Origin of the sequence: Kribbella orskensis, assembly GCF_004342085.1 — a bacterium.
Classification (GTDB): domain Bacteria; phylum Actinomycetota; class Actinomycetes; order Propionibacteriales; family Kribbellaceae; genus Kribbella; species Kribbella orskensis.
This window is the reverse complement of record NZ_SLWM01000032.1, coordinates 13697-38862: the sequence shown is the minus strand read 5'-3', so window position 1 is coordinate 38862 and position 25166 is coordinate 13697. Positions and strand designations below refer to the sequence as shown.

Annotated in this window: 25 protein-coding genes and 1 tRNA gene; 16 read left to right on the top strand and 10 right to left on the bottom strand. The window is 69.5% G+C overall.

Annotated elements, in window-relative coordinates:
- Positions 1–58: 58 nt before the first annotated feature.
- The 4 genes from EV644_RS40415 to EV644_RS40400 form a co-directional block, all read right to left on the bottom strand.
- Positions 59–874: a sugar phosphate isomerase/epimerase family protein gene (locus tag EV644_RS40415; protein ID WP_132196377.1), complete on the bottom strand. Its 816-nt coding sequence runs from the start codon at positions 872–874 to the stop codon at positions 59–61.
- On the bottom strand, positions 871–2061 hold the full coding sequence (locus EV644_RS40410) for a dihydrodipicolinate synthase family protein (protein WP_132196375.1): 1191 nt from the start codon (positions 2059–2061) through the stop codon (positions 871–873). Before EV644_RS40410 ends, EV644_RS40415 begins: the two co-directional genes overlap by 4 nt.
- A complete protein-coding gene (locus EV644_RS40405; RefSeq protein ID WP_132196373.1) occupies positions 2058–3221 on the bottom strand; it encodes a Gfo/Idh/MocA family protein in 1164 nt (387 codons plus the stop codon). Before EV644_RS40405 ends, EV644_RS40410 begins: the two co-directional genes overlap by 4 nt.
- 139 nt (positions 3222–3360) lie before the next feature.
- The gene (locus EV644_RS40400) at positions 3361–4101 is read right to left on the bottom strand and encodes a cupin domain-containing protein (protein WP_132196371.1); all 741 of its coding nucleotides are present in this window, start codon (positions 4099–4101) and stop codon (positions 3361–3363) included.
- 262 nt (positions 4102–4363) lie between these two features.
- On the opposite strand from EV644_RS40400, the gene EV644_RS40395 reads away from it, so the two are divergent.
- The 4 genes from EV644_RS40395 (at position 4364) to EV644_RS40380 (ending at position 8919) form a co-directional block, all read left to right on the top strand.
- Positions 4364–5836 (top strand): threonine/serine exporter family protein, encoded by a 1473-nt coding sequence (locus tag EV644_RS40395; protein ID WP_241999374.1) that lies wholly within the window; start codon positions 4364–4366, stop codon positions 5834–5836.
- 351 nt (positions 5837–6187) lie between these two features.
- Complete coding sequence (locus EV644_RS40390) at positions 6188–7396, top strand: riboflavin synthase (protein ID WP_132196369.1); 1209 nt, start codon at positions 6188–6190, stop codon at positions 7394–7396.
- A gap of 151 nt (positions 7397–7547) precedes the next feature.
- Positions 7548–7955: a cyclic nucleotide-binding domain-containing protein gene (locus EV644_RS40385; RefSeq protein ID WP_132196367.1), complete on the top strand. Its 408-nt coding sequence runs from the start codon at positions 7548–7550 to the stop codon at positions 7953–7955.
- Complete coding sequence (locus EV644_RS40380) at positions 7936–8919, top strand: adenylate/guanylate cyclase domain-containing protein (protein WP_132196365.1); 984 nt, start codon at positions 7936–7938, stop codon at positions 8917–8919. The genes EV644_RS40385 and EV644_RS40380 overlap by 20 nt, the downstream gene beginning before the upstream one ends.
- A 3-nt stretch (positions 8920–8922) precedes the next feature.
- Here EV644_RS40380 and EV644_RS40375 read toward each other — a convergent pair whose 3' ends face one another.
- On the bottom strand, positions 8923–9372 hold the full coding sequence (locus tag EV644_RS40375; protein WP_132196363.1) for a MarR family winged helix-turn-helix transcriptional regulator: 450 nt from the start codon (positions 9370–9372) through the stop codon (positions 8923–8925).
- 53 nt (positions 9373–9425) lie between these two features.
- Between EV644_RS40375 and EV644_RS40370 the strand changes: the two genes are divergently transcribed.
- Positions 9426–10445, top strand: coding sequence for a bifunctional NAD(P)H-dependent oxidoreductase/GNAT family N-acetyltransferase (locus EV644_RS40370; RefSeq protein ID WP_132196361.1), 1020 nt, complete (start codon positions 9426–9428; stop codon positions 10443–10445).
- A 9-nt stretch (positions 10446–10454) separates the two neighbouring features.
- The gene (locus tag EV644_RS40365; protein ID WP_241999373.1) at positions 10455–11174 is read left to right on the top strand and encodes a GNAT family N-acetyltransferase; all 720 of its coding nucleotides are present in this window, start codon (positions 10455–10457) and stop codon (positions 11172–11174) included.
- Between the two features lie 16 nt (positions 11175–11190).
- On the opposite strand, the gene EV644_RS40360 is transcribed toward EV644_RS40365, so the two are convergent.
- On the bottom strand, positions 11191–12423 hold the full coding sequence (locus EV644_RS40360; protein ID WP_132196359.1) for a DUF1700 domain-containing protein: 1233 nt from the start codon (positions 12421–12423) through the stop codon (positions 11191–11193).
- A complete protein-coding gene (locus EV644_RS40355) occupies positions 12420–12755 on the bottom strand; it encodes a PadR family transcriptional regulator (RefSeq protein WP_241999372.1) in 336 nt (111 codons plus the stop codon). Before EV644_RS40355 ends, EV644_RS40360 begins: the two co-directional genes overlap by 4 nt.
- A gap of 185 nt (positions 12756–12940) precedes the next feature.
- On the opposite strand from EV644_RS40355, the gene EV644_RS40350 reads away from it, so the two are divergent.
- Complete coding sequence (locus tag EV644_RS40350; RefSeq protein ID WP_132196355.1) at positions 12941–13873, top strand: helix-turn-helix domain-containing protein; 933 nt, start codon at positions 12941–12943, stop codon at positions 13871–13873.
- Between the two features lie 14 nt (positions 13874–13887).
- Here the strand turns inward: EV644_RS40350 and EV644_RS40345 are convergent, their stop codons facing one another.
- The gene (locus EV644_RS40345) at positions 13888–16236 is read right to left on the bottom strand and encodes a glycoside hydrolase family 95 protein (protein ID WP_132196353.1); all 2349 of its coding nucleotides are present in this window, start codon (positions 16234–16236) and stop codon (positions 13888–13890) included.
- Positions 16237–16289: 53 nt separating this feature from the next.
- Positions 16290–18260, bottom strand: a complete 1971-nt coding sequence (locus EV644_RS40340; protein ID WP_132196351.1) for a Xaa-Pro dipeptidyl-peptidase — start codon at positions 18258–18260, stop codon at positions 16290–16292.
- Positions 18261–18408: 148 nt separating this feature from the next.
- Between EV644_RS40340 and EV644_RS40335 the strand changes: the two genes are divergently transcribed.
- The 4 genes from EV644_RS40335 to EV644_RS45765 all read left to right on the top strand — a co-directional run bounded on the left by EV644_RS40335 (position 18409) and on the right by EV644_RS45765 (position 21132).
- Positions 18409–19422: a LacI family DNA-binding transcriptional regulator gene (locus EV644_RS40335; RefSeq protein WP_132196349.1), complete on the top strand. Its 1014-nt coding sequence runs from the start codon at positions 18409–18411 to the stop codon at positions 19420–19422.
- A gap of 33 nt (positions 19423–19455) precedes the next feature.
- Positions 19456–20370, top strand: a complete 915-nt coding sequence (locus EV644_RS40330) for a 1,4-dihydroxy-2-naphthoyl-CoA synthase (protein ID WP_199240306.1) — start codon at positions 19456–19458, stop codon at positions 20368–20370.
- Positions 20371–20539: 169 nt separating this feature from the next.
- Positions 20540–21001 (top strand): phage baseplate protein, encoded by a 462-nt coding sequence (locus EV644_RS40325; RefSeq protein ID WP_199240305.1) that lies wholly within the window; start codon positions 20540–20542, stop codon positions 20999–21001.
- Entirely contained in the window at positions 20926–21132 is a 207-nt protein-coding gene (locus EV644_RS45765; RefSeq protein ID WP_199240304.1) for a hypothetical protein, read from the top strand. Before EV644_RS40325 ends, EV644_RS45765 begins: the two co-directional genes overlap by 76 nt.
- A gap of 42 nt (positions 21133–21174) precedes the next feature.
- Here EV644_RS45765 and upp read toward each other — a convergent pair whose 3' ends face one another.
- Complete coding sequence (upp, locus tag EV644_RS40320) at positions 21175–21816, bottom strand: uracil phosphoribosyltransferase (protein ID WP_132196347.1); 642 nt, start codon at positions 21814–21816, stop codon at positions 21175–21177.
- Between the two features lie 190 nt (positions 21817–22006).
- Between upp and EV644_RS40315 the strand changes: the two genes are divergently transcribed.
- The 5 genes from EV644_RS40315 to EV644_RS40295 all read left to right on the top strand — a co-directional run bounded on the left by EV644_RS40315 (position 22007) and on the right by EV644_RS40295 (position 25110).
- Complete coding sequence (locus EV644_RS40315) at positions 22007–22177, top strand: hypothetical protein (protein WP_199240303.1); 171 nt, start codon at positions 22007–22009, stop codon at positions 22175–22177.
- A gap of 169 nt (positions 22178–22346) precedes the next feature.
- Positions 22347–22850 carry a tRNA adenosine deaminase-associated protein gene (locus tag EV644_RS40310; RefSeq protein ID WP_369410616.1) on the top strand — a complete coding sequence of 168 codons (504 nt, stop codon included), beginning with the start codon at positions 22347–22349 and terminating at the stop codon, positions 22848–22850.
- Between the two features lie 28 nt (positions 22851–22878).
- Positions 22879–23313: a tRNA adenosine(34) deaminase TadA gene (tadA, locus tag EV644_RS40305; protein WP_132196425.1), complete on the top strand. Its 435-nt coding sequence runs from the start codon at positions 22879–22881 to the stop codon at positions 23311–23313.
- Between the two features lie 13 nt (positions 23314–23326).
- Positions 23327–23417: transfer RNA gene (locus EV644_RS40300), tRNA-Ser, on the top strand.
- A gap of 184 nt (positions 23418–23601) precedes the next feature.
- Positions 23602–25110, top strand: a complete 1509-nt coding sequence (locus tag EV644_RS40295; RefSeq protein WP_132196343.1) for a potassium/proton antiporter — start codon at positions 23602–23604, stop codon at positions 25108–25110.
- The last annotated feature ends 56 nt before the right edge of the window (positions 25111–25166 follow it).

Sequence of the window (25166 nt, the reverse complement as noted above, 5' to 3'; positions counted from 1 at the left end):
GAATGAGGGGATTGTTGAGTCGCTGCGGGGATGCCTCGGCGGCGTGGTGGTTGTTGCGTCAGGCAACGTGTTCCCGGTAGCGGGCGAGGGCCAGGTCGAACACCTCTTGCCCCGGCGCGTCCCAGAGGTCCTGGTTGAAGATCTCCACCTCGACCGGGCCGCCGTACCCTGCGGCGTCGCAGGCCTCGCGCAGCCGGCGGAGCTCGATCGCGCCGTCGCCCATCATGCCGCGGCCGAGCAGGGTGTCCGCCGGCAGCGGGACCACCCAGTCGCTCACCTGGTAGGAGCAGATCCGGTCGCCGGCCCGCTCGATCTGCCGGTACACGTCCGCGTCCCACCACAGGTGGTAGGCGTCGACGATCACGCCGACCTGCGAGGACGGGAACTGCTCGGCCAGGTCGAGCGCCCCGCCGAGGGACGACACCACGCACCGGTCGGAGCAGAACATCGGGTGCAACGCCTCGACCCCGAGCCGCACGCCCCGCTCCTCCGCGTACGGCGCCAGTTCGGCCAGGCCGTCCCGGACCATCCCCCGAGCGCCGCCGAGATCGCGTGATCCGGCCGGCAACCCGCCGCTGACCAGCACCAGTACGTCGGTGCCGAGCGTGGCGGCCTCGTCGATCGCGCGGCGGTTGTCCTCGATCTTCGCCTGCCGCTCGGCCGCATCGGTCGAGGTGAAGAACCCGCTCCGGCACAACGAGGAGACCCGCAGGCCCGCCTCGGCGACCAGCTTCGCGGACCGCTCGACGCCGTACTCCTGGATCGGTTCGCGCCACAGGCCGATCCAGGTCAGCCCGGCTTCGGCGCTCGCGGCGACGACCTCCTCGAGCGACCAGTACTTGGTGGTCGCCTGGTTCAGGCTGTAGCGGTTCATGCGTCGACTCCACCGACGACCAGCAGCTTGCGGAAGCGGTCCACCGCGAGCTCCGGGTTCGTCAGTACTCCGGCCGCGTCGGCCAGGCGGAAGGTGTCCGCGAGGTGCGGCAGCGACCGCCCGGTCTGCAGCCCGCCGACCATGCCGAACCCGGGCTGGTGCCCGTTCAGCCAGGCCAGGAAGGCGATCCCGGTCTTGTAGTAGTACGTCGGCGCCGAGAAGATCTGCCGTGCCAGTGGCACGGTCGGCGCGAAGACCTCGTCGTACTGCGTGAGGTCGCCCTCGTCCAGCGCCTTCAACGCGGCTGCCGCGGCCGGGGCGATCGCGGCGAAGATCCCGAGCAGGGCGTCGCTGTACCGCTCGCCGTCCCCGCGGATCAGCGACGGGTAATTGAAGTCGTCACCGGTGTAGAGGCGGACGCCCTGGGGCAGCCGGTTGCGCAGGGCAACTTCCTTCGAGGCGTCGAGCAACGAGATCTTGATGCCGTCCACGTGGGCCGCGTTCTCGTTGATCAGCTCGACGACCACCTCGGCCGCTGTGTCGAGCGAGTCGCTGCCCCAGTAGCCCGCCAGCGCGGGGTCGAACATCGACCCCAGCCAGTGCAGGATCACCGGTCGCGACGACTGGCTCAGCAGCCGGTCGTAGACCTTCCGGTAGTCGTCCGGCGATCCGGCGGCCGCGCACAACGCCCGGCTGGCCATCAGGATCGGCTGCGCGCCGGCCTCCTCGGCCACCGCGAGCTGCTCCTCGTACGCCGCGATCACCGCATCCAGCGGATGCACACCGGCAATGAGCTGATCGGTGCCGACACCCACCGCGATCCGCTTCGTCGCCCCGTCGTCCGCCCCGTCGTGCGCGCGGGTCGGCGCCTCGGCGGCCGAGCGGCGGATCAGTTCCTTGGTGGCCGGCCAGTCCAGCCCCATCCCGCGTTGGGCGGTGTCCATCGCCTCGGCCACGGACAGGCCCAGCGACCACAGGTGCCGCCGGAACTCCAGCGTGTGCTCCCAGTCGATCACGGCGGGCGCCCCCGGCGAGTTGTCCGCCAGCGGATCCGGGACGACATGGGCGGCCGCGAAGGCCAGCCGGCTGGTCGCGGGTGCATAGTTGCCGTGGGCAATGGGTTGACCGACGAGCTGGTAGGTCTGCAGACCACCGGCACCGTCGGGCAGGCGCAGGGACAGCGTCATGCCTTGCCCTCGAGGTCGAGCGGGGGAACCTCCAGCTTGCGACCCTCGCGCCACGACTGCAGACCGAGGTCCGCGAGCTGGACGCCCTTGGCGCCCTCGACGAAGTCCCAGGTGAAGGGCGCGTCCTCGACCACGTGCCGCAGGAACATCTCCCACTGCACCTTGAAGCCGTTGTCGAACACCTCGTTGTCCGGCACCTCGGCCCACTGGTCGCGGAACGAGTACGCGGCCGGCAGGTCCGGGTTCCAGATCGGCTTCGGGGTGGCGGAGCGGTGCTGGGCGCGGCAGTTGCGCAGCCCCGCGACCGCGCTGCCCTCGGTGCCGTCCACCTGGAACTCGACCAGCTCGTCGCGGAACACCCGGGTGGCCCAGGAGGAGTTCAGCTGCGCGACGATGCCGCCCTCGAGCTCGAAGATCCCGTACGCCGCGTCCTCGGCGGATGCGGTGTACGCCTGCCCCTGCTCGTCGTACCGAGTCGGGATGTGGGTGGCGCCCTGGCAGTAGACGGACTTGACCGGGCCGAAGATCTGGTCGAGCACGTACCGCCAGTGGCAGAACATGTCGACGACGATGCCGCCGCCCTCCTCGCTCTTGTAGTTCCAGGCCGGACGCTGCGCCTCCTGCCAGTCGCCCTCGAAGACCCAGTAGCCGAACTCGCCGCGGATCGAGAGGATCTTGCCGAAGAAGCCACCGTCGACGAGCCGCTTCAGCTTGCGCAGGCCCGGCAGCGACAGCTTGTCCTGGACGACGCCGTTCTTCAGCCCGGAGTCGCGGACCAGCCGGGCCAGGTCGACGGCCGCCTCCAGGCCCTCGGCGATCGGCTTCTCGCAGTAGATCGCCTTGCCTGCCTCGACCGCCGCGCGCACCCCCTTCTCCCGCAGCTGGGTGAGCTGGGAGTCGAAGTAGATCTCGACGTCCGGCTCAGCCAGCGCCTCGGACAGGTCGGTGGTCCAGCGGGTCAGCCCGTACTGGTCCGCGATCCGGCGGAGCTTGAGCTCGTTGCGGCCGACCAGGATCGGTTCGGGGATGATCATCGACCCGTCCGCGGCCGGCAGGCCGCCCTGCTCGCGGATCGCGACGATGGAGCGCTCCAGGTGCTGGCGGAGGCCCATCCGGCCGGTGACGCCGTTCATCACGATGCCGACGTGTCGAGCGTTCACTGTGCTGCCTCTCTTCGGCGCATCGTCTGCGCTGGTCTGTTGCGGGGCGGTCGAGTCAAGAAATCGGTACGCCGGTCCGCCGAGCGCGGGTGCCGCGTGGGAGCGAGGGTCTCGGAGGCGGGACGGAGCGTGGGCGGGTTCATGGGCGGTCGCCTAGGTCGTAGACGTCGAGGCGGCCGCACATGCCGTGGCGGCCGAGCTCGGTGGGCGCGGGGATCTGGTGGAGCTCCGCCGTCTGGAGGTGCGGTGCCTTGCCCGCCTCCAGCGCATCCAGGGCTGCACCCGTCTCATCAGCCAGTCGGCGGGCGCCTTGCTCCCACCGGCGCCGCCAGTCCGCCAGCTGTGGCCGGACGATCCGGATCGCCGCCTCGTAGAACGGCTCGAGCACGGCGGGACCGTCAGCGTCGTACGCGGCACGCAGAGCGGCGAAGCCCTGCAGCGCGAGGTCGCGCCGGGCCATGGCGGACGGCGTGCGGGCTTCACCCTCGCCGGTGAGTGTGGTCGCCTTCAGATAGGTCTCGCGGTCGGTCAGGTGCTCAGGCGGCAACGTCAGTACGGCGTCGCCTGCCTCGGGGAGCCCGGAGTTCGACATCAGCGTCAGGATCTGCAGGCCGCCGCCGTTCACCAGGCGGTGGATCGTGCCTGGGTCGAACCAGACCACGGTGCCCGCCTGCAGCGGGGTCTCGGTGAACCCCTTCGGGTTGAGCGTCTGGACCGCGCCGGAGCCGGCGATCACGTAGTACCCCTCGGAGCAAACCAGGTGCACGTGCGGGGTGCCGCCGACGAGTCCGTCGGGCGCCTCGATGTCGTACACCTTCAGGAGCGAGACGCCGATGCCGCCGGGCAGTGCCGTCGCCGGGCCGGGGCCGTACTCGCACATGCCAGTCTCCTCGTCCGTTGCCTTGGAAAGGGCTTTCCCAGGCTCGTGACCGCAACCTTAGGTGGGCCTTCACGGTGAGTCAACCTGTTGGGAAAGAAGTCTGGAAAGCGGTTGCACCCCCAACTGTCCGGAGTTGGCCAATACTGCGTCCGGAGTTGGCCGGCACCGCGTCCGGGGTTGGTCAGGGCTGTGTCCGGACCGGCGGATGGGGTACGGCGTACCGACGGGCGTTAGCGTCGTCGCAGGAGACGGAAGGAGCACGGTGGCCCAGGGCGGTGAGCCGGTGAGCGAGCGGGTGCAGGACGAGACGCGGGACGAGTGGCGGGACGGCGCACGGGCCGAGCCGCGAGACTGGGCGCGGGATGCGGGGCGAGGCGGGGCGCGGGATGAGCAGGTCGAGGTGTATCGCACCCTCGATCTGGCCCTCCGGGTCGGCGAGGTCGTGCTGTCCAGCGGCGCCGGTACGGCGGACGCCACCGCGACCATCCTCGCCGTCACCGCGGCCGGCGGGTTGCGCGGCTGTGAGGTCGACATCACGTTCACCTCGATCGCGATCTCTTACCAGGCCGGGCCGGACGTAGCCCCCGAGACCCACGTGCGCGTCGTCCGCTACCGCGGTCAGGATTTCTCCCGCCTGACCGCCGTCGACCTGCTGGTACGCCGGTTCACCCGTGGTGACATGACCCGTGAGGAGGCGAGCCGCGAACTGGCACGGCTGGTGTCCGCCGGCCCGCCGTTCCCACGCTGGAGCTCGGTCATCGCCTGGGGTGTGATGGCGGGCGGCGCGACCCTGCTGCTCGGCGGTGGCTGGCTGGTCACGCTCGTCGCCTTCGTCACCGCGATGGGGATCGAGTTGAGCAACCGCTGGTTCAGCCGCCAGCGGCTGCCCGCGTTCTACCAGCAGGTGGCCGGGGCGTTCGTCGCCACCGCGGTGGCGCTGATCCTCTATGCGCTGCACGCGCCGGTGAAACCGTCGCTGGTCGTTGCCGCGGGCATCATCATGCTGCTGGCCGGGATCGCCCTCACCGGTGCCGTCCAGGACGCCATCACCGGGTACTACGTGACCGCGGCCGCGCGAAGCCTGGAAGCGATGTTGCTGACCGGTGGGATCATCGCCGGGGTCTCGCTCGGGATCAGCCTCGGGATCAAGCTCGGGCTGCCGGTGGCGATCGAGGCGCAGACGATCCAGCTGGCCAACCTGCCGATCATGGTCGGCTCGGGTGCGCTGATGGCGGTGGCGTTCGCCTACGCGTCGTACGCGCCGCTGCGGTCGCTGCTGCCGATCGCGATCGTCGGTGCACTCGGCTCGCTGGTGTTCACGCTGATGACGCGCGCCGAGTTCGGCCCCGCCTGGTCGACCGCGGCCGGCGCCTTCGTGGTCGGTCTCGGCGGCTACTCGCTCGGCCGTCGTTCGGGGGTCCCGCCGCTGGTTGTGGTGGTCTCCGGAACGGTGCCGTTGCTGCCCGGACTGACCATCTACAAGGGCATGTACGAGTTGACGACCCAGGGCAACCTGATCGGCATCGTCACTCTCGCGACCGCCGTGGCGATCGGCGTCGCCCTGGCTTCCGGGGTCATCCTCGGCGAGTACGTGGCCCAGCCGATCCGCCGCGAGGCCCGACGCCTGGAAGACCGCCTGGCGGGCCCGCGCCTGGTCGGCCCACGCCGCCCAGTACGACGACGTACTCCCCGCTCCCGCTCAAGCACCCGCCGCAGACGCCGAGCCCCAGCCTGACTCACCGTTGCCCAAGCCGCCCCGTCTGCGGCTGCAGGCACTGGCTGCCGATGGCCGTTCGGCGGATCATCGGAGCGGTCCAGCGCGTGGGAAATCGATTTCTCCCACACCGTAACCAGGACCGCCCCCAGGGTCAACGCCTCAGTCGGGTTGCCTGAGCAGGGGCTGTGCTTTACTGCTGCTGGTGCGATTCCAAGGTGTGGCGGCAGGGAGTGATCCCGGGCCCGCCTGCTCCGTCCGGTCGACGGAGTGATCCGGCAACGACCGGGGCCATGCGGTGATACCCCGCTCCTGCTCGGATCCGCCCGGGTCCCTGGTTGATGATCTCTCTCACCCAGAGGTAACGAACGCATGTTCACAGGACTTATCGAGACCACCGCCACCGTCGCCGAGGTGCGCGCGAACTCCCTCCGGATCAGCGTCGATCCGGAGGTCCCACTGGTCGCCGGCGGCGCCGTCTGCCTGGACGGCGTCCGGCTCACGATGGAGTCGGCAGCCCCCAGCGAACTGGTGGTCACTGTCACCGACGAGACCCGCCGTCGGACCACCCTGGACCGGATCACCGTCGGTACTCCGGTCCACTTCGAGCTGCCCCTGGCCGCCGGTGACCGGATCGACGGTCATCTCGTCCAGGGGCACGTCGACGGCGTCGGCAAGGTGCTCCGAGTCGACGACGAACCCGCGGGCCGGCGGCTCTGGATCAAGCCGGGAGACCGGTTGCTGGCCCGGCTGGTGGCGAAGTCCTCGGTCGCGCTGAACGGAGTGAGCCTCACCGTCGCCGAGGTGCTGAAGGACCGGTTCTCCGTCGTCCTGGTGCCGAACACCATGGCCAAGACGAATCTCGGCAATCTCGGAGCCGGTGATCGGGTCAACCTGGAGAGCGACCTGCTCACCCGGATGGCCCGCGAAGGACACGGACCCGAGCTGCTCGAAGCGGTTGCTCGCCTGCCTTGGGCGGGCCACCTGAGCGGGCCGGTAGGAGTACAGAAGGTGGTCGCGCAACTGGCGGCCGGTGGTGGCGTGGTGGTCTGGGACCCAACGCTGGAAGGCGAAGGGGACGTGGTCTTCGCCGGCGAGCGGTTCCGGCCGGAGGCGATGACCTTCCTGCTCACGCAGGTCTGTGGGCATACGACGATTCCCTGCGCTGTCGAGGTATTGGAACGGCTGGAGATCCCCAGGATGCCCGGGGAAGGGGATCGGCAGGGCACCGCGATGCATGTCCCGGTCGACCTGGCGTCGCTGCCGGGCACCGGGGTGAGTGCCGCTGATCGCGCGGCGACGATCCGTCGGCTGGCTGATCCGCACGCCAAGGCCGAGGACTTTCTGAAGCCTGGCCATGTGTTCCCGCTGGCGGCTCGGCCCGGGTTGCTGGCCGAGCGGCGCGGCCACACGGAGGCGACCGTCGCGCTGTGCGTCGCGGCCGGGCTGGCGCCGGTCGGCGTGTGCTGCGAGGTGATGCGGCCGGACGGGGTGATGGCGGACGCGGCTGACCTGGAGCAGTTCGCGCTGCGCTGGGACCTGCCGATGATCGACGTGCACGACCTGGCCCGGTGGTTGTGATGAAGGGCTCCGACCTGTACGACGATCCGGTGTTCCTCGCGGGGTAAGCGGCCGGGCAGTGACCTTTGACTGAATCGACCGTTAGAGTTACCGACTGGAAACATCGGCCTGCTATCGCTGGGTCACCCCCCGGCGGGCTCGGAGGATCGACGTGGCACTGGGTAGGACGTCCCCGCGGGACCTGCCGCTGTTCGCGGACCTGTCCGGACGGGAGATCAAGGACATCTTCCGCGCCGGTGAGGAGGTCTCGGTGCCGGCCGGCTGGTCGCTCATCCTGGAGCAGACCCCACCGGATGCCGCCTACCTGATCCTCAGCGGTACGGCGGCGGTCCGGGTCAAGGGCGAGGAGATCGCCGAGCTGGGCGCGGGCGACATCGCCGGCGAGGTCGCGGTCCGGCAGAACCGGTTGCGGACGGCAACCGTGACGGCGAAGAGCCGGCTCCAGTTGCTCCACTTCACCAGGGAGAAGTTCGACGACCTGACGAACCGGCTGCCGAACTTCCGGGACGCCATCGACGCGACCATCGCCGAGCGGCGCGGTGACAAGTCCAGCTCCTGAGCCTGATCTCGGGGCGCTGCAGCAGGACTTCGAGCAGGCACTGCTCGGCGGCGAGCGCAAGTTCACCCGGATCGAGGTGTCCGAGCGGGCCGGGGTCTCGAGCGAGCGCGCCGAGCGGATGTGGCGCGCGCTCGGGTTCGCGACCGTGCCGGACGACGAGGTCGCCTTCACCGACGGCGATGTCGAGGCGCTCCGGCTGGTCGCCGCGCTGGAGGACGACGGCTTCATCGACCCGGCGGTCGAGTCGTCGCTGGCCCGCAAGCTTGGCCAGACCCAGTCCCGACTGGCGTCCTGGCAGTCCGCGATGTTCCTCGAGCTGCTGGGCGCCTCGAAGCTGACGGCGGATGACGCGATCGAGGTTGCGGCTTTGTTGCTTCCGGCAATGGAACGGCTGCAGACCTACGTCTGGCGGCGGCACCTGGCCGCGGCGGCGGGCCGCGCGGTGGCCGGCTCGGACGAGCTCGCCCGCGGCGTCCGGGTGGTCGGCTTCGCGGACATCGTGAGCTTCACCCGGTTGACCCGGCGGCTGTCCGAGCTGGAGCTGGGCCGGCTGATCGAGCGCTTCGAGGGCCTGGCCGCGGAAGTGGTCGCGGTGAACGGCGGCCGGGTGATCAAGTCCATCGGCGACGAGGTCCTCTTCGTCACGGACACCCCTGCGCAGGGTGCGGCGGTCGCATTGGCCCTGCAGGACAAGATGCGCGAGGCCGGCGACCTGCCCGAGCTGCGGATCGGCCTCTCCTACGGCAGCATCCTGATCCGCCTCGGTGACGTGTACGGCGAGGTCGTCAACCTCGCGTCCCGCCTGACCTCGGAGTGCAAGCCCGGCCGGGTCCTGATCGACCGCGAACTCGCCGCCGCCTTGGACGGCCACCCGTCGTACCGGCTGCGCAGGCTCCGCCGGGTTTCCGTCCGCGGCTACCACCACCTCGCGCCGTACGCCCTGCAGCGCGCTCACGAGTTCTGACGCTCAGTCGGGCAGGTCCGCGATGCGGGTGGAGATGCGCTCCAGGAGAGCCAGTTCCTCCGCGCTGAGGTGGTCGATGAAGCGGTTCCGGACCGAGTCGAGATGCCCTGGCGCCGCGGCCGCCAGTACTTCGAAGCCGTGGTCGGTGAGGTGGTAGATCGAGCCGCGGGCGTCGGCGGGATCCGGCTCGCGCTCGATCAGGCCGCGGGCCTCCATCCGGGCCGCGTGGTGCGACAGCCGGCTGCGTGACCACTGCATCTTGTCCGCGAAGTCCTTCAGGCCCCAACGGCGACCGGGCTTCTCCGACAACGTGCTGAGCACCTCGTAGTCGGCGGTGGACAGCCCGAGCTGGTTGAGATCCCGCGCGAGACGGGACGGAACGACGGTCAGCAACCGCCGGACGGCCCGCCAGGCGCGTTCTTCGTCGGTGTCGAGCCATCGGGTCCCGGTCACGGCCCCGATCCTACTTCTTTGACATATCAAAGAACATGGCTAAGCTCTTTGACATGTCAAAGAAAGTACTCGTCGTGGTTGCCAGCACCCGGCCCGGCCGGCTCGGTCCGGCGGTGGCGTCGTGGTTCGTCCGGGCCACGACCGGTACGGCGATCGACCTGGGCGTAGAGGTGGACGTGGCCGACCTCGCCGAAGTGGGGCTGCCGTTCCTCGACGAGCCGGAGCACCCTGCGACCGGCATCTACCAGCACGAGCACACGAGGGCCTGGAGCCGGCGGGTGGCGGCCGCGGATGCCCTCGTGTTCGTGACGAGCGAGTACAACTTCGCGATGCCCGCCACGCTGAAGAACGCCTTCGACTACCTCAGCGCGGAGTGGGCGTGGAAGCCCTGCCTGTTCATCGGCTACGGGAACACCTCGGCCGGGACGCGCGGCGTACAGATGGCTCGTGGTGTCGCCACCTCGCTGCGGATGCTCTCGATCGGTGGCGACATCTTCCTGCGGATCGCGGACGACCTGAGCGACGGAGAAGTGACCGAGACCGAGCGACTGGCCGCCCGCGCGAAGGACGCGCTGACCGAGCTGACCCGCGTCGCCGACGTACTGCGCCCGCTCTACCGGGCCGACCTGGAGATCGTCCCCGCGGTTTCGGGTGACGCGCCCGAGTTGCTGGTGTTGCAGCGGTGCTGCTGGGTGGACGAGGCGATCGCCAACGAGACGCTCGACCTCCCGGCGCTGGTGGAGTCCGAGGACGAGGTGCGTGCGGCGTTGCGGACCTGGACGACCTGGTGCGTGCGGTCCGGCGGGCGGCTGGTCGGCTCTGTCCGCGCCAAGCGGGACGGGGATACCTGGAACATCGGGCGACTGATGGTGGCTCCCGATCAGCGTCACAGCGGACTGGGTCGCCGGCTGCTCAGCTTCGCCGAGAGCCAGGCGCCGGCCGGAGTCACCGAGGCGACGCTGTTCACCGGCGCGCGGAGCGAACGCAACCAGGCGCTCTACCAAAAGGCCGGCTATTCGCTGTTCACCGAGGATGCCCCAGCGGGTGCGGTGGGCTTGAGGAAGCCCCTCTAACCTGGCCCCGTGCGAGAGGTTTCGACAACAGCTGACCTGGTCCGGGTATCCGACGACGACCCCATGATCATCTGGTCCGGACAAGGAGACCTCGGGCGCTCCGTGAGGGCCTGGTACGACGGGGACGCGGTGGCGGTGGCATCGCCCGAACTGTCGAAGCGGGATCGCCTGTCAGTGCGTGGGCCGATCGATCAACTGGCTCCGCTGGTAGAGCAGGTGCTCGCCGAGGTCGGGACGAGCTTCCGGCCGTTCGGCGACGAGCAGGTCATCCGTGAACTGGCCGAGCGGGTGCCGGGGATGACGTTCGCGGCTGCGTTCGGTTGGATGGATACCACGGACGCGCCGGCCCAGACGACCACGGCCGCCTGGCTCGATGGCGACACCGGGGTCGAGGAACTCCTCGCCGAGGCGGCTCCCGGGTCCTACGCCTGGCCCGGACGTCCCGGCGTACTGCGCTGGGCTGCTGCCACGGGTGAGGCCGGCGAGTTGCTGAGCATTGCGGCTGATGCGTGGAGTGCACCCGAGGTGGGTTTCCTGGCCGGAGTGGCGACGCGGCCATCCGTGCGGGGGCAAGGGCTGTCGCGCCAGGTGTGCGGGTTCGTGACGGCCGAGTTGGTGAAGCGGCACGGCCGGACCGGGCTGATGGTCGACCGGGACAACGCGGCCGCGATCTCCGTCTACCGCAAACTGGGCTACACGTACCGCGATGTCGCAGCGGCGCACGTGTAACCCAGCTCTGGTGCCTTCAGCGGGTCGGCGAGATCGTCAACGTCACACTCGGGCGCGGTGAGTTCGGCGCACCCGCGCTGGGAGTGGTCGTGGGCTTGGCGCTGGTGCCGGCCGACGGGGTCGGCGTTGTCGTCGCTGTGGGAGGGCCGGAGACCGGCGCGGCCGGCGGGATGAACAGCGCTTTGTCGCTGTCTTTGCAGTTGTCCGCGCTGGTGTTGCCCTCGGAGTCCGGGAGGATCATCGCCTGCGGGAACTGGTTGCTCTCGGACGGGCGGGTGCCCGACGGGTCCGTGCCCCAGTACCCGACGCAGTCCCGGATCTCGACGTTGAGCGGTTTGCCGTCCTGGTCGTAGAGCCGGACCTTGACCTGCCGGCCTTGCTCGTCGAACGGGTAGATGTTCTCGATCCTGTTGCCGTTCATGGTCAGCCCGGACGCGTGGGCGTAGTTGGTACCCGAGCTGCCGCGGTAGTCGTTGTAGCTGCCGGACAGGCCGTAGGCGGAGCCGCCGACGAAGCTGAAGGCCAGCCAGGCCGGCACGATGACTGTGGCGACCACGTTCAGCGGGACGACGTACCAGAGCCAGCGGCGGTCCTGCTGGGTCCGGCGGCCGATCCAGACCGACACCGCGGCGCCGGCCAGGGCACCGACCACTGCGACCGCACCGGCACCGAAGAGGGCGAAGAATCCGCCACCACCGACGACGCCGCGCGCCACCCACCAGACCGGCTGACCGATGCTGACCAGCTCGTGCCTGAGGTTCGGTGGGATCTGGTCGACCAGGTTGCGGATCGAGGCGGCCAGCCGCTGGCCCTGGGCGGTCTCCAGCACGATCCGCGGGTCGTTGCCGCGTAGCGCCCGAACCCCGAGGAAGGCGGCGCCGAAGAGCGTGATCAGACCGAGCAGGATGAACACGGGAGAGATCCCACCGATCACCACCAGGAACGGCCCGACGGTCGCGGCGATCAGTCCCCAGCGCAGGGCGGGCCAGCCGGCCTGGTCGGACGACTGCCCGGCCCGCGGCGGATACCCGGCCGCGGTGCGGAGCTCGTCCGCGTACTGCCTGGGGGTGCCGAGGCGTTCTTCCAGGGCCTCGACGGTCGGCTCGGCCTCGAACTCGGTGGCGACCTCGGTGAGGTGGCCGCTGACGTCGTCCAGCACGTCCTCGAGCTCACCCGGAGGCAGGTCGCTCAGCTCGGCGCGGATCTGGGCCAGGTACATCGCGACCGCTCCGGCGAGTGTGCTGTTCACGCCACCTCCTCGATCAGCAGCACCGACATGGTGTCGGCGAAGTGGTTCCACGTCTTGGTGGACTCCGCGAGCAGGTCGCGGCCGATCTTGTTGAGCCCGTAGTACTTGCGGTGCGGCCCTTCCTCGCTGGGCTGCACGTACGACGTCAGGGCGCCGGCCGCGAACAGCCGGCGCAGCGTGCCGTACACCGAGGCGTCCGCGACGTCCTCGAGCCCGGCCGAGCGCAGCCGGCGGAGTACGTCGTACCCGTAGCCGTCCCCGTCGCGCAGCACCGCCAGAACGGCGAGATCCAGCACGCCTTTGAGCAGTTGGCTCGTGTCCAACGCGTCCACCTCCGCTGTCCGTGCACCGCAAGGACCGGACCCCTCAGACCGATCCTCGCGGTGCTCTGCCGAGCAGACTACTACACATCGCGGAGTACTCCGCCATCCTGTTTTACTCGCCGCGCTGCTGGGCCGCGGGGAGCTGAGCACAATCGATCAAGTCCGGGAGCCGCCGGAGCGGGCAGAGTGAGGACATGAACTCAACGGACGTGTTCGCGGCCTTCGTCGAGGTTGTCGCCGAGAGCCTGGACGAGCCGGCGACGAAAGGCGCCGACCTCGCGCGCCGGGCCTACCTGTCGCGCTGCCACCTGACCCGGGTGGTCACCGCCGCCATGGGCGAGTCACCGTCGGCCTTCCGGCGCCGGGTGCTGCTCGAACGGGCGGCGTACCGGCTGCTCGCGGAGGACGTCGGGGTGCTCGATCTCGCGATCGACGCCGGCTACGGGTCGCACGAGGCGTTCACCCGCGCGTTCAGCCGGGCGTACGGGATGTCACCGCGCGAGTGGCGCCGGGAGCCGTCGCGGCGGTTCTTCCTGGCGGCGCCGAGCGGGGTTCACTTCCATCCACCGGCAGGCCTGCGCCTGCCCGCACGGAAAGAGGCGAGGGGAATGGACGTACTGGTCAGGATGGTGGAGCACCACGTCTGGCTCACCGGCGAGCTGATCGAGCGCGGGAGCCGGCTGGACGCGGCGACGCTGGACCGGCCGATCGAGCTGTCGGTGGAGGGCATCGACGACGACGTGTCGATCCGGTACCTGCTGGACCGGCTGGTGTGGCAGGAGGAGATGTGGCTTGCGTCCGTCGCCGACCGCCCGTTCCAGGTGCCGGACTGCGAGCAGCCGGTGACCACGCCGATCTCCGAGCTGCGCACCCGGCATGCCGACGCGGGGTCGCGGTTCGTTGCCCTGGTCACGGCACTCAACGAGGAGGGCCGCTTCGACGAGAGCTTCGTCGACACCACCTGCGAACCGCCGCGGGTGTTCACCTACGGCGGCATGGTCGCGCACGTGCTGACCTTCGCGGCCCACCGTCGCTCGCTGCTGATCGGCGCCTTCTACACCGCCGGAATCACCGACCTGGGTTTCGGCGACCCGATGCACTTCGTCGCCGACGGAACTCCCAGCTAGGCGCAACCTCCCGGCTAGACCGGTGTGATCTCCACGGTCGCGCCCGCGGCGATGGTGACGTCGAGCAGCTCGTCACCCTGACGGACCCGGACACTCGCCTCGTGGGGGTTGGTGATCCGGGCCGTCACCAGGCGGCCGTTCTGCCAGGTGACGTCGACGACGAATCCGCCGCGAGCCCGCAGGCCGTGCACCGAACCGTCCCGCCAGCTGCTGGGAAGCGCGGGGAGCAGTTCGATCTCCTCGCTCGTCGACTGGACGAGCAGCTCGGCGATCCCGGCGGTGCCGCCCGCGTTGCCGTCGAACGAGTAGATGTTGTGCTCCGCACCGGCGATCCCGCCGGCGGAGTACGACATCAGGTTGTGTTCGCTGGCGTCACCGATCAGGCCGAGCAGGTGCCGCAGCGCGAGGTCGCCGTCCAGCAAGCGGGCGTAGTAGGTCATCAGGTTCGCCTCGACCCACTCCGTCTGCTCCCAGCCCTCGGCGTTCTGCCGCCGCTCGATGGTGACCTCGGCGGCGCGCGCGAGCTCGGGGGTCAGCCGCGGAGAGATCTGGCGTTCTGGGTACAGCGCGATCAGGTGACTGGTGTGCCGATGGCTCGGCACAGCCTCGTCGAAGTCGACCAGCCACTCCTGCAGTTGGCCGTGCTTGCCGATCTGGAAGGGCGGCAGCTTCTCGCGTGCGGCCTCCAGCCGGCTCCGCAGTTCTTCGTCGACGCCCAGCAGGTCGGACGCCTCCGTGCAGATCCTGAAGAGTGCCTCGATCAGCACGGTGTCGCAGGTCGCGCCCATCGAGAGCGAGCACTGGTCGCCGTCGGGCGAGAGGTACCAGTTCTCCGGTGAGTCCGACGGTCCGCTCAGTAGTTGGCCGGTCGCAGGGTCTTCCGTCAGGTAGGCGAGGAAGAACTCGGCCGCGTCGCGGAGTACCGGGTAGGCGCGGTCCGCGAGGAAGCCGAGGTCGCGGTTGTACTCGAAGTGCTCCCACAGTTGAAGGGAGATCCAGATCCCACTGGTCACATGCAGACCCCAGCCGAGTCCCCATCCCGGCGCGGAGTACCCCCAGGCGTTGGAGACGGTGTGCGAGACCCAGCCGGGTGCGCCGTACAGCTGCGTGGCGGTCTTCTGCCCGCTCGCGCGGAGTCCGTCGATCAGGGTGAACAAAGGAAGCTGGCACTCGCCGAGGCCGGTGATCTCGGCGGCCCAGTAGTTCTGCTGGGTGTTGATGTCGAGGTGGAAGTCGTTCGTCCACGGACCACCGGCCGCCCGGCCGTCATTCCAGGCTCCCTGCAGGGCAAGGGGAAGCGGCGAGTCGGCGCGCGAGCCCGCGATCGTCAGATAGCGCCCGTACTGGAAGTACAGCGCGAGCAACTCCGGGTCCTCGCCACCCTTGGCAAGCAACGCTCGCCGCTCATCGGTAGGCAACTCTCGTACTGCGCTGTCGCTACGGCCGAGGTCGAGACCGACCTGGCTCATCAGCGGGGTGTAGTCGTCGAGGTGTGCCTGCTTCAGTGCCTCGTAGCCGACCGAGGAGGCGTGCTCCAACAGGCGGGTCGGACGCTCGGCCGGATCCTCGCCGAGCCAGTCGGAGCCGACGGCGACCAGAATCGTTGCACCGGTGGCATTCCGCACGATCAAGTGGTTGCCTTCGGCCACAACCGTGCCGTCGTCGGGCAACACCTGGGCGCGGAGGTCGAGCGTCGAACCGACCTTGCCGTTGCTGTGGAGTTCCTCGAACGCGTTGCCCTGCAGGCGAATCGTGTCGCCCTCGGTCGTCACCTGACCGGGGATCACGTCCTCGGTGAAGGAGAGCTCGAAGCTCAGAGCGCCGGTGGTGTCTGCAGCCAGGCGCACGACGATCACCCCATCCGCGTGCGACGCGAACACCTCACGCTCGATGGTGATCCCGTCCCGCTGGAACGTCGTCCGAACGATCGCGTCCTGCAGATCGAGAGACCGCTCGTACCGCGTCGGCTCACCTTCGGCGTCGAAGGTCACCTGGAGTTCAGGGAGCGGGACGTTGGTGCCGAAGGAAGTCGGTGTACCGAGCAGGTGTTCGCCGGCCAGGGCCTGCGCCTCGGCGTACCGGCCGGCGAGGAGGAGTCCGCGGATCGTCGGCAGGTGCTCGAGCGCCGTCGGGCTCACGTCGGTGTCCGCGGGCGCGCCGGACCACGCGGTGGACTCCGACAACTGGATGCGCTCGCCCCGGTCGCCCGAGTAGACCATCCCGCCCAGCCGGCCGTTCCCGATCGGCAGCGCCTCGAACCACCTGGTCGCGGGGCGGGAGAACCACAGCCGTCCCGGAGTGCTCGACTGCTGCCCCGGCGCGCTGGATCCGGCTACGGCGTGGACGACCTCGTGCTGGCGCATGCGACCTCGGTTCCCGTCGTGGAGGGATTTACTTCACCGAGGTAAGTATGACGTCAGCGCAGCGGGTCGTGCAGGTCGGGGCGCTCGCTCGGGGTGGTGATCCGGACCTCGATCGGCTCGGCCTTGGTCGGGGCGGCGACCTTGCCGACGGTCATCGGAAGGTTCAGCCTGCTGTTCGCCAGGTCGATGTCGATGGACGCGCCGGTGTCGTTCGGGGTGGTCCACTCGGTGTCGCTCAAGGTCACCGCGAGGCCGAGCACGCGGCCCTTCGGGATCACCTGGTCCTGCGCCCGCAGCGGAACCGTGACCGTGGTCCACGTGCCCGGCGTCAGCGGCTGCGGCTTGCTCAGCGAGGCACTGTGGGCCGCGTCGATCCAGCCGCGGCTGACAATGCCGTGGTCACTGTCCTCCGTCAGTTTCTGCACGGTGAAGTAGCACGCGTCGTCGTACTGCGACTGCGGCGCGACGCACGTCTCGACACCGGTCCGGCGGACACCGGAGTACCGCTCGGCCTGTCCGTACTCGACCAGGCGCGCGGTGATCGGCGTGGTGGGCGAGTCGGCCTTGATCCGCAGCGTCACCGTCGGCGTGCCGCTGACCCGGATCGCGGCCGGCAGCGGTGCGGACAGGAACATCTGCCGCCCGGCGATGACGTCGGACGGTGTGGCGACGATGGTGTCCTCGGTCAGCGTGGGGTCGTCCGTCACCGTGACGGTTCCCTTGCCGGAGGCACCTAGTTTGCCGGCGGCCAGCGGCACCGGCACGGTCTTCGGCGAAGCGGGCCAGGTGTTGTAGTTCTTCCAAACGTCCGGCGCAGTCTCGACAGTCGCGACCGGCTCGCGCATCACGTTGTTCTGCAGGCCCTGCAGCCAGTAGTCGAACCACTTGTGCAGTTCGTCCACCCACTCGTCGCGGCGGAACTCGAACGGGTCGACGTGGTCCTCGAGGCCGAGCCAGATCTTGCGCGGGACCTTGTTCTTGCCCAGGGCATCCCACCACTGGGCGAAGTGGTTGGTCTGGACGTTGTAGTCGCTCAGGCCGTGCGTCAGGAAGACCGACGCCTTCACGTTGCGGGCGTCCTTCAGATAGTCCCGCTCGGCCCAGAAAGCGGTGTAGTCACCCGTCTCGTCGTCGTCCTGCTCGCCCAGATCGGCCCGTACCGCGTCGCACGCGGGCGTGTCGTGACCGACGTAGCCGCCGAGCCAGGGCATGTAGTCGACCGAGTACGGCACACCGCCGGAGCGGGAGTAGTCGTACCAGGAGGAGATCGCCGAGATCGGCACGATCGTCTTCAGCCCGCGCACGCCGGTCGCGGCGACCCCGTTGGCCAGGGTGCCGTCGTACGACTTGCCGATCATGCCGACCGAGCCGTTCGTCCAGGTGGCCTTGACCGGCTGGCCGTCGCCGGTGCGGGCGGTGTTCCGGCCGTTCAGCCAGTCGATCACCGCGACCACCGAGTCGATCTCGTCCTTGCCGCCGACGTCGCCGCAGCCGGTGGAACGGCTGGTGCCGACGATGTCCACGCCGACCACCGCGTACCCGCGCGGGACGAAGTAGTTGTCGTAGTACAGCGGCATCTTCTGGATCGCGCCGGACTCGTCGTAGGTCTTCTTCTCGCTCTCGTTGCCACGTCCGCAGCAGGAGTAGTACGGCGAGGCGTCCATGATGACGGGGATCTGCAGCCCGGCGGCGGCGGTCTCGCGCGGCCGGACGATGTCCACCGCGATTACGTCGTCGGCGCCGTCGGAATCGGTGTCCATGGTGGTGTCGACGTAGACGGACTCGCGGATCGCGCCCGCGTAGTCGTAGACCGGCTGGGTGCTGCGCGTGCGCGGATCGACGTGCGGCGGGACGCCGGCGGCCGCGCTCGTGGCAGCGGCGTCGTCGGCGACGGTGGGGGCGGCAGCGCTTGGTGCGTCAGGCCCATCCGGGATCCGGGCTGCTGTTGCGGTACCAGTTGCGGTTCCGAGGCAGAGCACGGTGGACGAGACCAGGATCGTCACCCTGGCGCGGACGGTCGTCATGGCTGGGAAGGCTAGTCATTCCCGGGCCGCAAAGCCAGGCTCTGGGAACATTCCCCGCCACTTCTCGGCGACGCAGCGTGATGATGACACCACTTCCGATAGTGTGACCGCCACCCAGGGGGAGCCGTACGGAAGGTGGGTATCCCAGATGAACATGCGAGCACCGGTGACACTGCTCGATGTGGCACAACGCGCGGGTGTGTCCGTGGCGACCGCTTCACGCGTGCTGAACGGCGGCGACCGGGTCCCGCGCCCGGAGTTGCAGGAGCGCGTCCGGGAAGCCGCCGCGGCTCTCGGGTACACGCCGAACGCACAGGCGCAGGCGTTGGCGAAGTCGTCCACCAACGTGGTCGGCATCCTCGTGCACGACATCGAGGACCCGTACTTCGCGGCGATCGCGAACGGGGTGATGCGCGCCGCGGACGAGCGCGGGCTGCTGGTGATGATGGCCAGCACGTTCCGTGATCCCGACCGCGAGATTGCTTACCTGTCCTCGTTGCGTGCACAGCGCGCCCGGGCGGCGGTGATGATCGGTTCCCGCCGTACCGACGCCGAAGGACTCGCCCGGACCGCGACCGAGATCGAGACGTTCCTCAACTCCGGCGCCGGCCTGGCCCTGGTGAGCCAGTCGGGCATGCCGGCGCACACGATCGAGCCGGACAACCGGGCGGGCGCGGCCGAGCTGGCCCGTTCGCTGGTGGGACTCGGCCTGCGGAAGTTCGGCATCCTCGGCGGGCCGGAAGGACTGGCCACCGCGCGGGACCGGCGGGACGGATTCGTCGAAGGTCTGGCTGAGGCCGGCTTGGAAGCAGTGGCCGTGCAGTTCGGCGAGTTCACTCGCGACGGCGGACACGCGGCGGCCCTGGAACTCCTTGACAGCAAGGCGGATCTCGACTGCCTGTTCGCGGTGAACGACGTGATGGCCGTCGGTGCGATGTCCGCCCTGCGCGGCCGCGGTATCGACGTACCGGGTGATCTCGGGGTGGCCGGTTTCGACGACATCGCCACCCTGCGGGACGTCTGGCCGGGACTGACCACCGTGCGGCTGCCGCTGGAGCAGATGGGCCGCCGGGCTCTGGAGCTCGCCGTCGGTGGCGGCGAGCCGATGACCGAGACGTTCAAGGCCGAGGTCGTCCTCCGGGAGAGCACCGCACGGCGCTGAAGTCCACCAGCAGTGCTGAAATATGCTCGGCGGGTGACCAAGCCCGTGCACGTCTCCGAGATCTTCGACCCGTCGGCCTGGAAAGAGGTCGACGGGTTCGACCTGTCCGACATCACCTACCACCGTGCGGTCGACGCCGGGGTGGTGCGGATCGCGTTCAACCGGCCCGAGGTGCGCAACGCGTTCCGGCCGCGGACGGTGGACGAGCTGTACCGGGTGCTCGACCACGCACGGATGTCGACCGACGTCGGCTGCGTGCTGCTCACCGGCAACGGCCCGTCCCCGCGCGACGGTGGCTGGGCGTTCTGCTCCGGTGGCGACCAGCGGATCCGCGGCAAGGACGGCTACAAGTACGCCGAGGGCACGACCGCCGACACGATCGACCCGGCCAAGGCGGGGCGGCTGCACATCCTCGAGGTGCAGCGGTTGATCCGCTTCATGTCGAAGGTGGTCATCTGTGTCGTTCCCGGCTGGGCGGCCGGTGGCGGGCACAGCCTGCACGTCGTGGCCGACCTGACCCTGGCCTCGGCCGAGCACGCGCGGTTCAAGCAGACCGACGCGGACGTGGCCTCCTTCGACGGCGGCTTCGGTTCGGCGTACCTGGCCCGGCAGGTCGGACAGAAGTTCGCGCGCGAGATCTTCTTCCTGGGCGACGAGTACTCGGCCGAGGACGCGTACCGGATGGGCATGGTCAACAAGGTCGTGCCGCACGCCGAGCTGGAGGCAGTCGCGCTGGAGTGGGGCAAGAAGATCTGCGCGAAGTCGCCGACGGCCCAGCGGATGCTGAAGTACGCGTTCAACCTGATCGACGACGGCCTGGTCGGCCAGCAGATCTTCGCGGGTGAGGCGACCCGGCTCGCCTACGCCACCGACGAGGCCGCCGAGGGCCGCGACTCCTTCCTGGAGAAGCGGCCCGCCGACTGGACGCCGTTCCCGTACGCCTTCTGAACCGTCAGGACCCGAGCGATCGCACCGTGTCGTCGGAGTTGAAGGACCACAGCTGATTCGAGCTCCGTGCGCAGTCCCACCACGGTTTAACGCTATTTCCTGAGTAGTTCTCAGAAATCTTAGTGCGAAGTACTGACAGTGCGCGGTAAATCTCTTACCGTCACCCGGTATGGACAACCTTTCTCGTCGTGGGCTGCTCGCCGGGGCCGGTGCGCTCGCCGCCGCCGGAACCCTGGGAGCCCCCACCGCCTCCGCCCGCCCTGTCCGTGCCGCCGCGCTGCCCGCCACCAAGCGGTTCAAGATGAGCGCGACCACCAACGAGTTCTTCCGCCACAAGCCGTTGTGGGGCCCGACCGTCATGCAGTCAATGGCGTTCGACACCCCGAACAACCGGATCTTCACCGGCCAGTTGCGATCGGGGACCCCGGCCAACAGCGGTGACCTGACGCTGAGCCGGCTCAACTTCTCGGGCACCGTCGTCGGGCACATGTACCTGACCGGGTTCGGCCATGCCGTTTCGATCGGCGTCGAGGCCGTCGGCGGTACGTCGTACCTGTGGACCTGTGGTGCTACGACATCAACCAGGGCAAGATCGTCGACTCGTTCCTCACCCTGGCCGGCAAGAGCCTGACCTACCGCGAGGCCGAGGGGATGGCGGTCTACGGTTCCACCGACGCGACCGCCCGGCTGTACTTCGGGTTCGCGTCCGGCGTCACCGGCGACCGCCGGGCCAACTTCTTCTACCGCAACACCCTGGTCTAGGGGCTGGACTACCGGCGCCCAGGGATTACTCGCGTCTTGGGGTTACTGGGCGACGCCGTACAGGCGGTCACCGGCGTCGCCCAGGCCGGGGACGATGTAGCCCTTCTCGTTCAGGTGCGAGTCCATCCCGGCGATCACCAGGTTGCAGGGGATGTGCAGGTCGGCGAGCTCGCGCTCGATCCGCTCGACGCCCTCGGGAGCCGCCAGCAGGCAGATCGCGGTGATGTGGTCGGCGCCGCGGTCCACCAGGAACTGGATCGCCGCGGCCAGCGTGCCACCCGTCGCGAGCATCGGGTCGAGCACGTAGCACTGGCGCCCGGACAGGTCCTCCGGCAGCCGCTCGGCGTACGTCGAGGCTCTCAGGGTCTCCTCGTTCCGGATCATGCCGAGGAATCCGACCTCGGCCGTCGGGAGCAGCCGGGACATGCCCTCGAGCATGCCGAGGCCGGCCCGCAGGATCGGCACCACCAGCGGCTTCGGCGAGGTCAGCTTGATCCCCTGGGCCTCGGCGACCGGGGTGGTGACGGTGATCGGCCCGGTCCGGACGTCCCGGGTCGCCTCGTACGCGAGCAGCGTGACGAGCTCCTCGGTCAGCCGCCGGAAGGTGGGCGAATCCGTCCGCTCGTCCCGCAGCGCGGTGAGCTTGTGGGCGACGAGCGGGTGGTCCACGACGAGGATCTGCATGGCCGGAACGCTACCGTCGGCGATTCGCTGCCGGGAAGCCTAGTCCTCGGTGTCTGCCGTTCGGCTCCAGCACACGCCGGACGGCCGACCCGGAGTACGAGCCGCTGTTAGCGTTGGAACGCAGTCGATTTAGGTCAGCCGGCCCCCGCCCCAGGGCGGCCTCTCCCGAACCGACGAGGACGTGGCGCCCGTGAGCGAGGACAGCGGCAAGTCACCCGAACAGCTCGACCGGCTGCGCCGCCGCGCCGCCTTCCTGCGCGAACTGGAAGAAGCCCGTGCTCTCCGCGACCGGATCGCCCCCCGAAGAGCCCGGGTCCGCCAGATCCGCGCCGCCATGCGCCGCGCCACCTACCACCACTGACCGGCGTACGCCGCGCCTCCGTACCGCGCTCGCCGGTTCCTGGAGACGCCTGCAGCCGGGCCGGCTGACCCCGCCTACGCCGGGTGAGGGGTGTCTCGGAGTGGCACCGATTTGCTGGTGAATGTGTGAACATCTCCCGCCTGGCGCGGGAGTCTGCGACGATGAGCGCGTGTCTGATCCCACGGCTGGGCCGATGACCACCACCACAGAGCTCGACTTCGCAGTCGCTGCTTACACCGAGGATGGGGACTGGCTCGTCACGCCGCTGGTGCTGCGCGGGGAACCCGACCTGTCCGCGCTGGTCTCCGCGCTGCGGCGCTACCCAGGCGACCAGGGGGTGCTCGGGATGATCTCCGTCGACGAGGACTTCTTCATCCTGCTCCGGGTGATCGGCGGCCGGGCCCGGCTGCTGATCTCGGACGTCACCGCCGCGACCGAGTGGCCGCTGGCCAAGCAGGTGGTCGACGAACTGGACATCCCGCTGGCCGATGACGACGACGAGCAGGTGCCGGCCGGGGACCTCGCCATCATCGCCGACCTGGGCATGAGCGCGATGGACCTCGGCGCGCTGATCGACGACGTCGACCTGTACCCCGAGGAGATGCTCGAGGAGATCGCCGAGGCACTCGGCTTCGGCAACCAGTTCCACGAGGCGCTAGAAACCATTGGCTAGCCCAGCACACCAGGCCTGGGCCCGGTTGATGCGGCTGGCGCTGGACGAGGCGGAACTGGCGCGGGGGAGCGCCGACGTACCGATCGGGGCGGTCGTGGTGGACCCCGACGGACAGGTGATCGGGCGCGGGCACAACGAGCGCGAGGCGACAGGGGACCCGACCGCGCACGCCGAGGTGCTGGCGATCCGCGCGGCGGCCGAACACGTCGGCGAGTGGCGCCTGACCGGCTGCACGCTGGTGGTCACGCTGGAGCCCTGCACGATGTGCGCGGGGGCGATCGTGCTGTCCCGGCTGGACCGGCTGGTCTTCGGCGCGTACGACGAGAAGGCGGGCGCGGTCGGGTCGCTCTGGGACGTCGTGAGGGACCGCAGACTGAACCACCGGCCCGAGGTGGTGGGCGGTGTGATGGCCGACGAGACGGGTGCGCGGCTACGCGATTTCTTCACAGGCCATAGGTCTTGATAGCCTCTGCGGCGGTGGCGTGTCCGAGCGGCCGAAGGAGCGCGCCTCGAAAGCGCGTGAAGGGTATCCCCCTTCCGAGGGTTCAAATCCCTCCGCCACCGCCAACCATCTTCGGGTGGGAGTTACGCCGGAGACCCTGATGCTGTGTGATGCGTCAGGGTCTCCGTTCTTTTCCGGCCGGTGGCGTGGTGGCCGGTTCTTTTGTGACATGAATCAGTTCGGCGCCGATGGTTCGTTGCCGGAGGCACGGCTCCACTAAGCTGCAGTCCCCCGACCTTGAGGGCCGCTGTGGACGTCCATGATCTCGACAGGATCCTGCTCGCCGGTGCCGCGGTGCTGCTGGTGGCGATCGTCGCTGTCCGGCTCTCCGGCCGCCTCGGTCTCCCGTCGCTGCTGATCTACCTCGGCATGGGGTTGCTGCTGGGTGAGTCCGGGCTGGGGATCCAGTTCGAGAACGCGGAGCTCGCGCACGCGCTGGGGTTCGCCGCGCTGGTGATCATCCTGACCGAGGGCGGTCTGACCACCCGGTGGAACGAGGTCCGTCCGGTGATGCCGCTGGGCGTCGTACTGGCGACCGTCGGCGTCGCGATCAGCGTCGGCGTGGTCGCCTGCGTGGCCCACTTCATCCTCGGCCTCGACTGGCAGATCTCCGTCCTGCTCGGCGCCGTCACGTCGCCCACCGACGCCGCCGCCGTCTTCTCCGTACTCCGCAAGGTCCCGATCCGGCCGAGGTTGCGCGGGGCACTGGAGGCCGAGTCCGGTCTGAACGACGCCCCGACGGTACTGCTGGTCACCCTGGTCAGCACCGGCGGCCTCGGCGACCACGGCCTCCCGTACTTCGCCGGCCTGGTCGTCTACGAACTCGTGTTCGGGGCGCTGTTCGGCCTGCTGATCGGCTGGGCGGCGGTCGGCCTGCTCCGCCGGGTGGCGCTCGGCTCGGCCGGCCTCTACCCGCTCGCGATCGTCTCGATGGCCTTCCTCTCGTACGCCGGGGGCACGGTGCTCCTGCACGTCTCCGGGTTCGCCGCGGTGTACGTGACCAGCCTGGTGCTCGGGCGGGCGGAGTTGCCGCACCGGATGGCGACCAGGTCGTTCGTCGACGGGATCGCCTGGCTGGCCCAGATCGGGCTGTTCGTGATGCTCGGCCTGCTCGCGTCGCCCAGCAAGTTCCGGCTGAACGATGTGCTGCTGGCGCTGGTGATCGGGATCGCGGTCACAGTGGTCGGGCGGTTCGCGGCGGTGGCGATCTCGGCGACGCCGTTCAGGATCCCCTGGAACGAGCAGACCTTCATCGCCTGGGCCGGGCTGCGCGGCGCCGTACCGATCGTGCTGGCGACGATCCCGCTGGCCGAACAGGTCCCGCAGGCGGATCGCGTCTTCAACGTGGTGTTCGTGCTGGTGCTGCTGTTCACGCTGCTGCAGGGGCCGTCCCTGCCGTGGGTCGCGAAGCGGTTGGGGGTGCTCGACGACAACGCGGCCCAGGAGGTCGACATCGACGTGGCGCCGCTGGAGTCCCTAGGCGCCGACATGCTGCAGGTCCGCGTCCCGAGCGAGTCGAAGCTGGCCGGCGTCGAGATCGGCGAACTCCGCCTGCCCCAGGGCGTCTCGATCTCCCTGGTGATTCGTGGCACCCGCGCCTTCGTCCCGGACCGCCGTACGGTCCTGAGAGCCGGGGACGCCCTCCTGGTCGTCGCCCCGAGCGGCCTCCGCGAACAAACAGTCCGCCGCCTCCGAGCAGTCAGCCGGGCAGGCCGCTTGGCCGGCTGGTTCGGCGAACGAGGCCGAGAAAATCTCTGACCACCCGCACACCAGGCTCCGGCAGGTCGGAGTACAGGGTGTGGCTGAACCGGCCG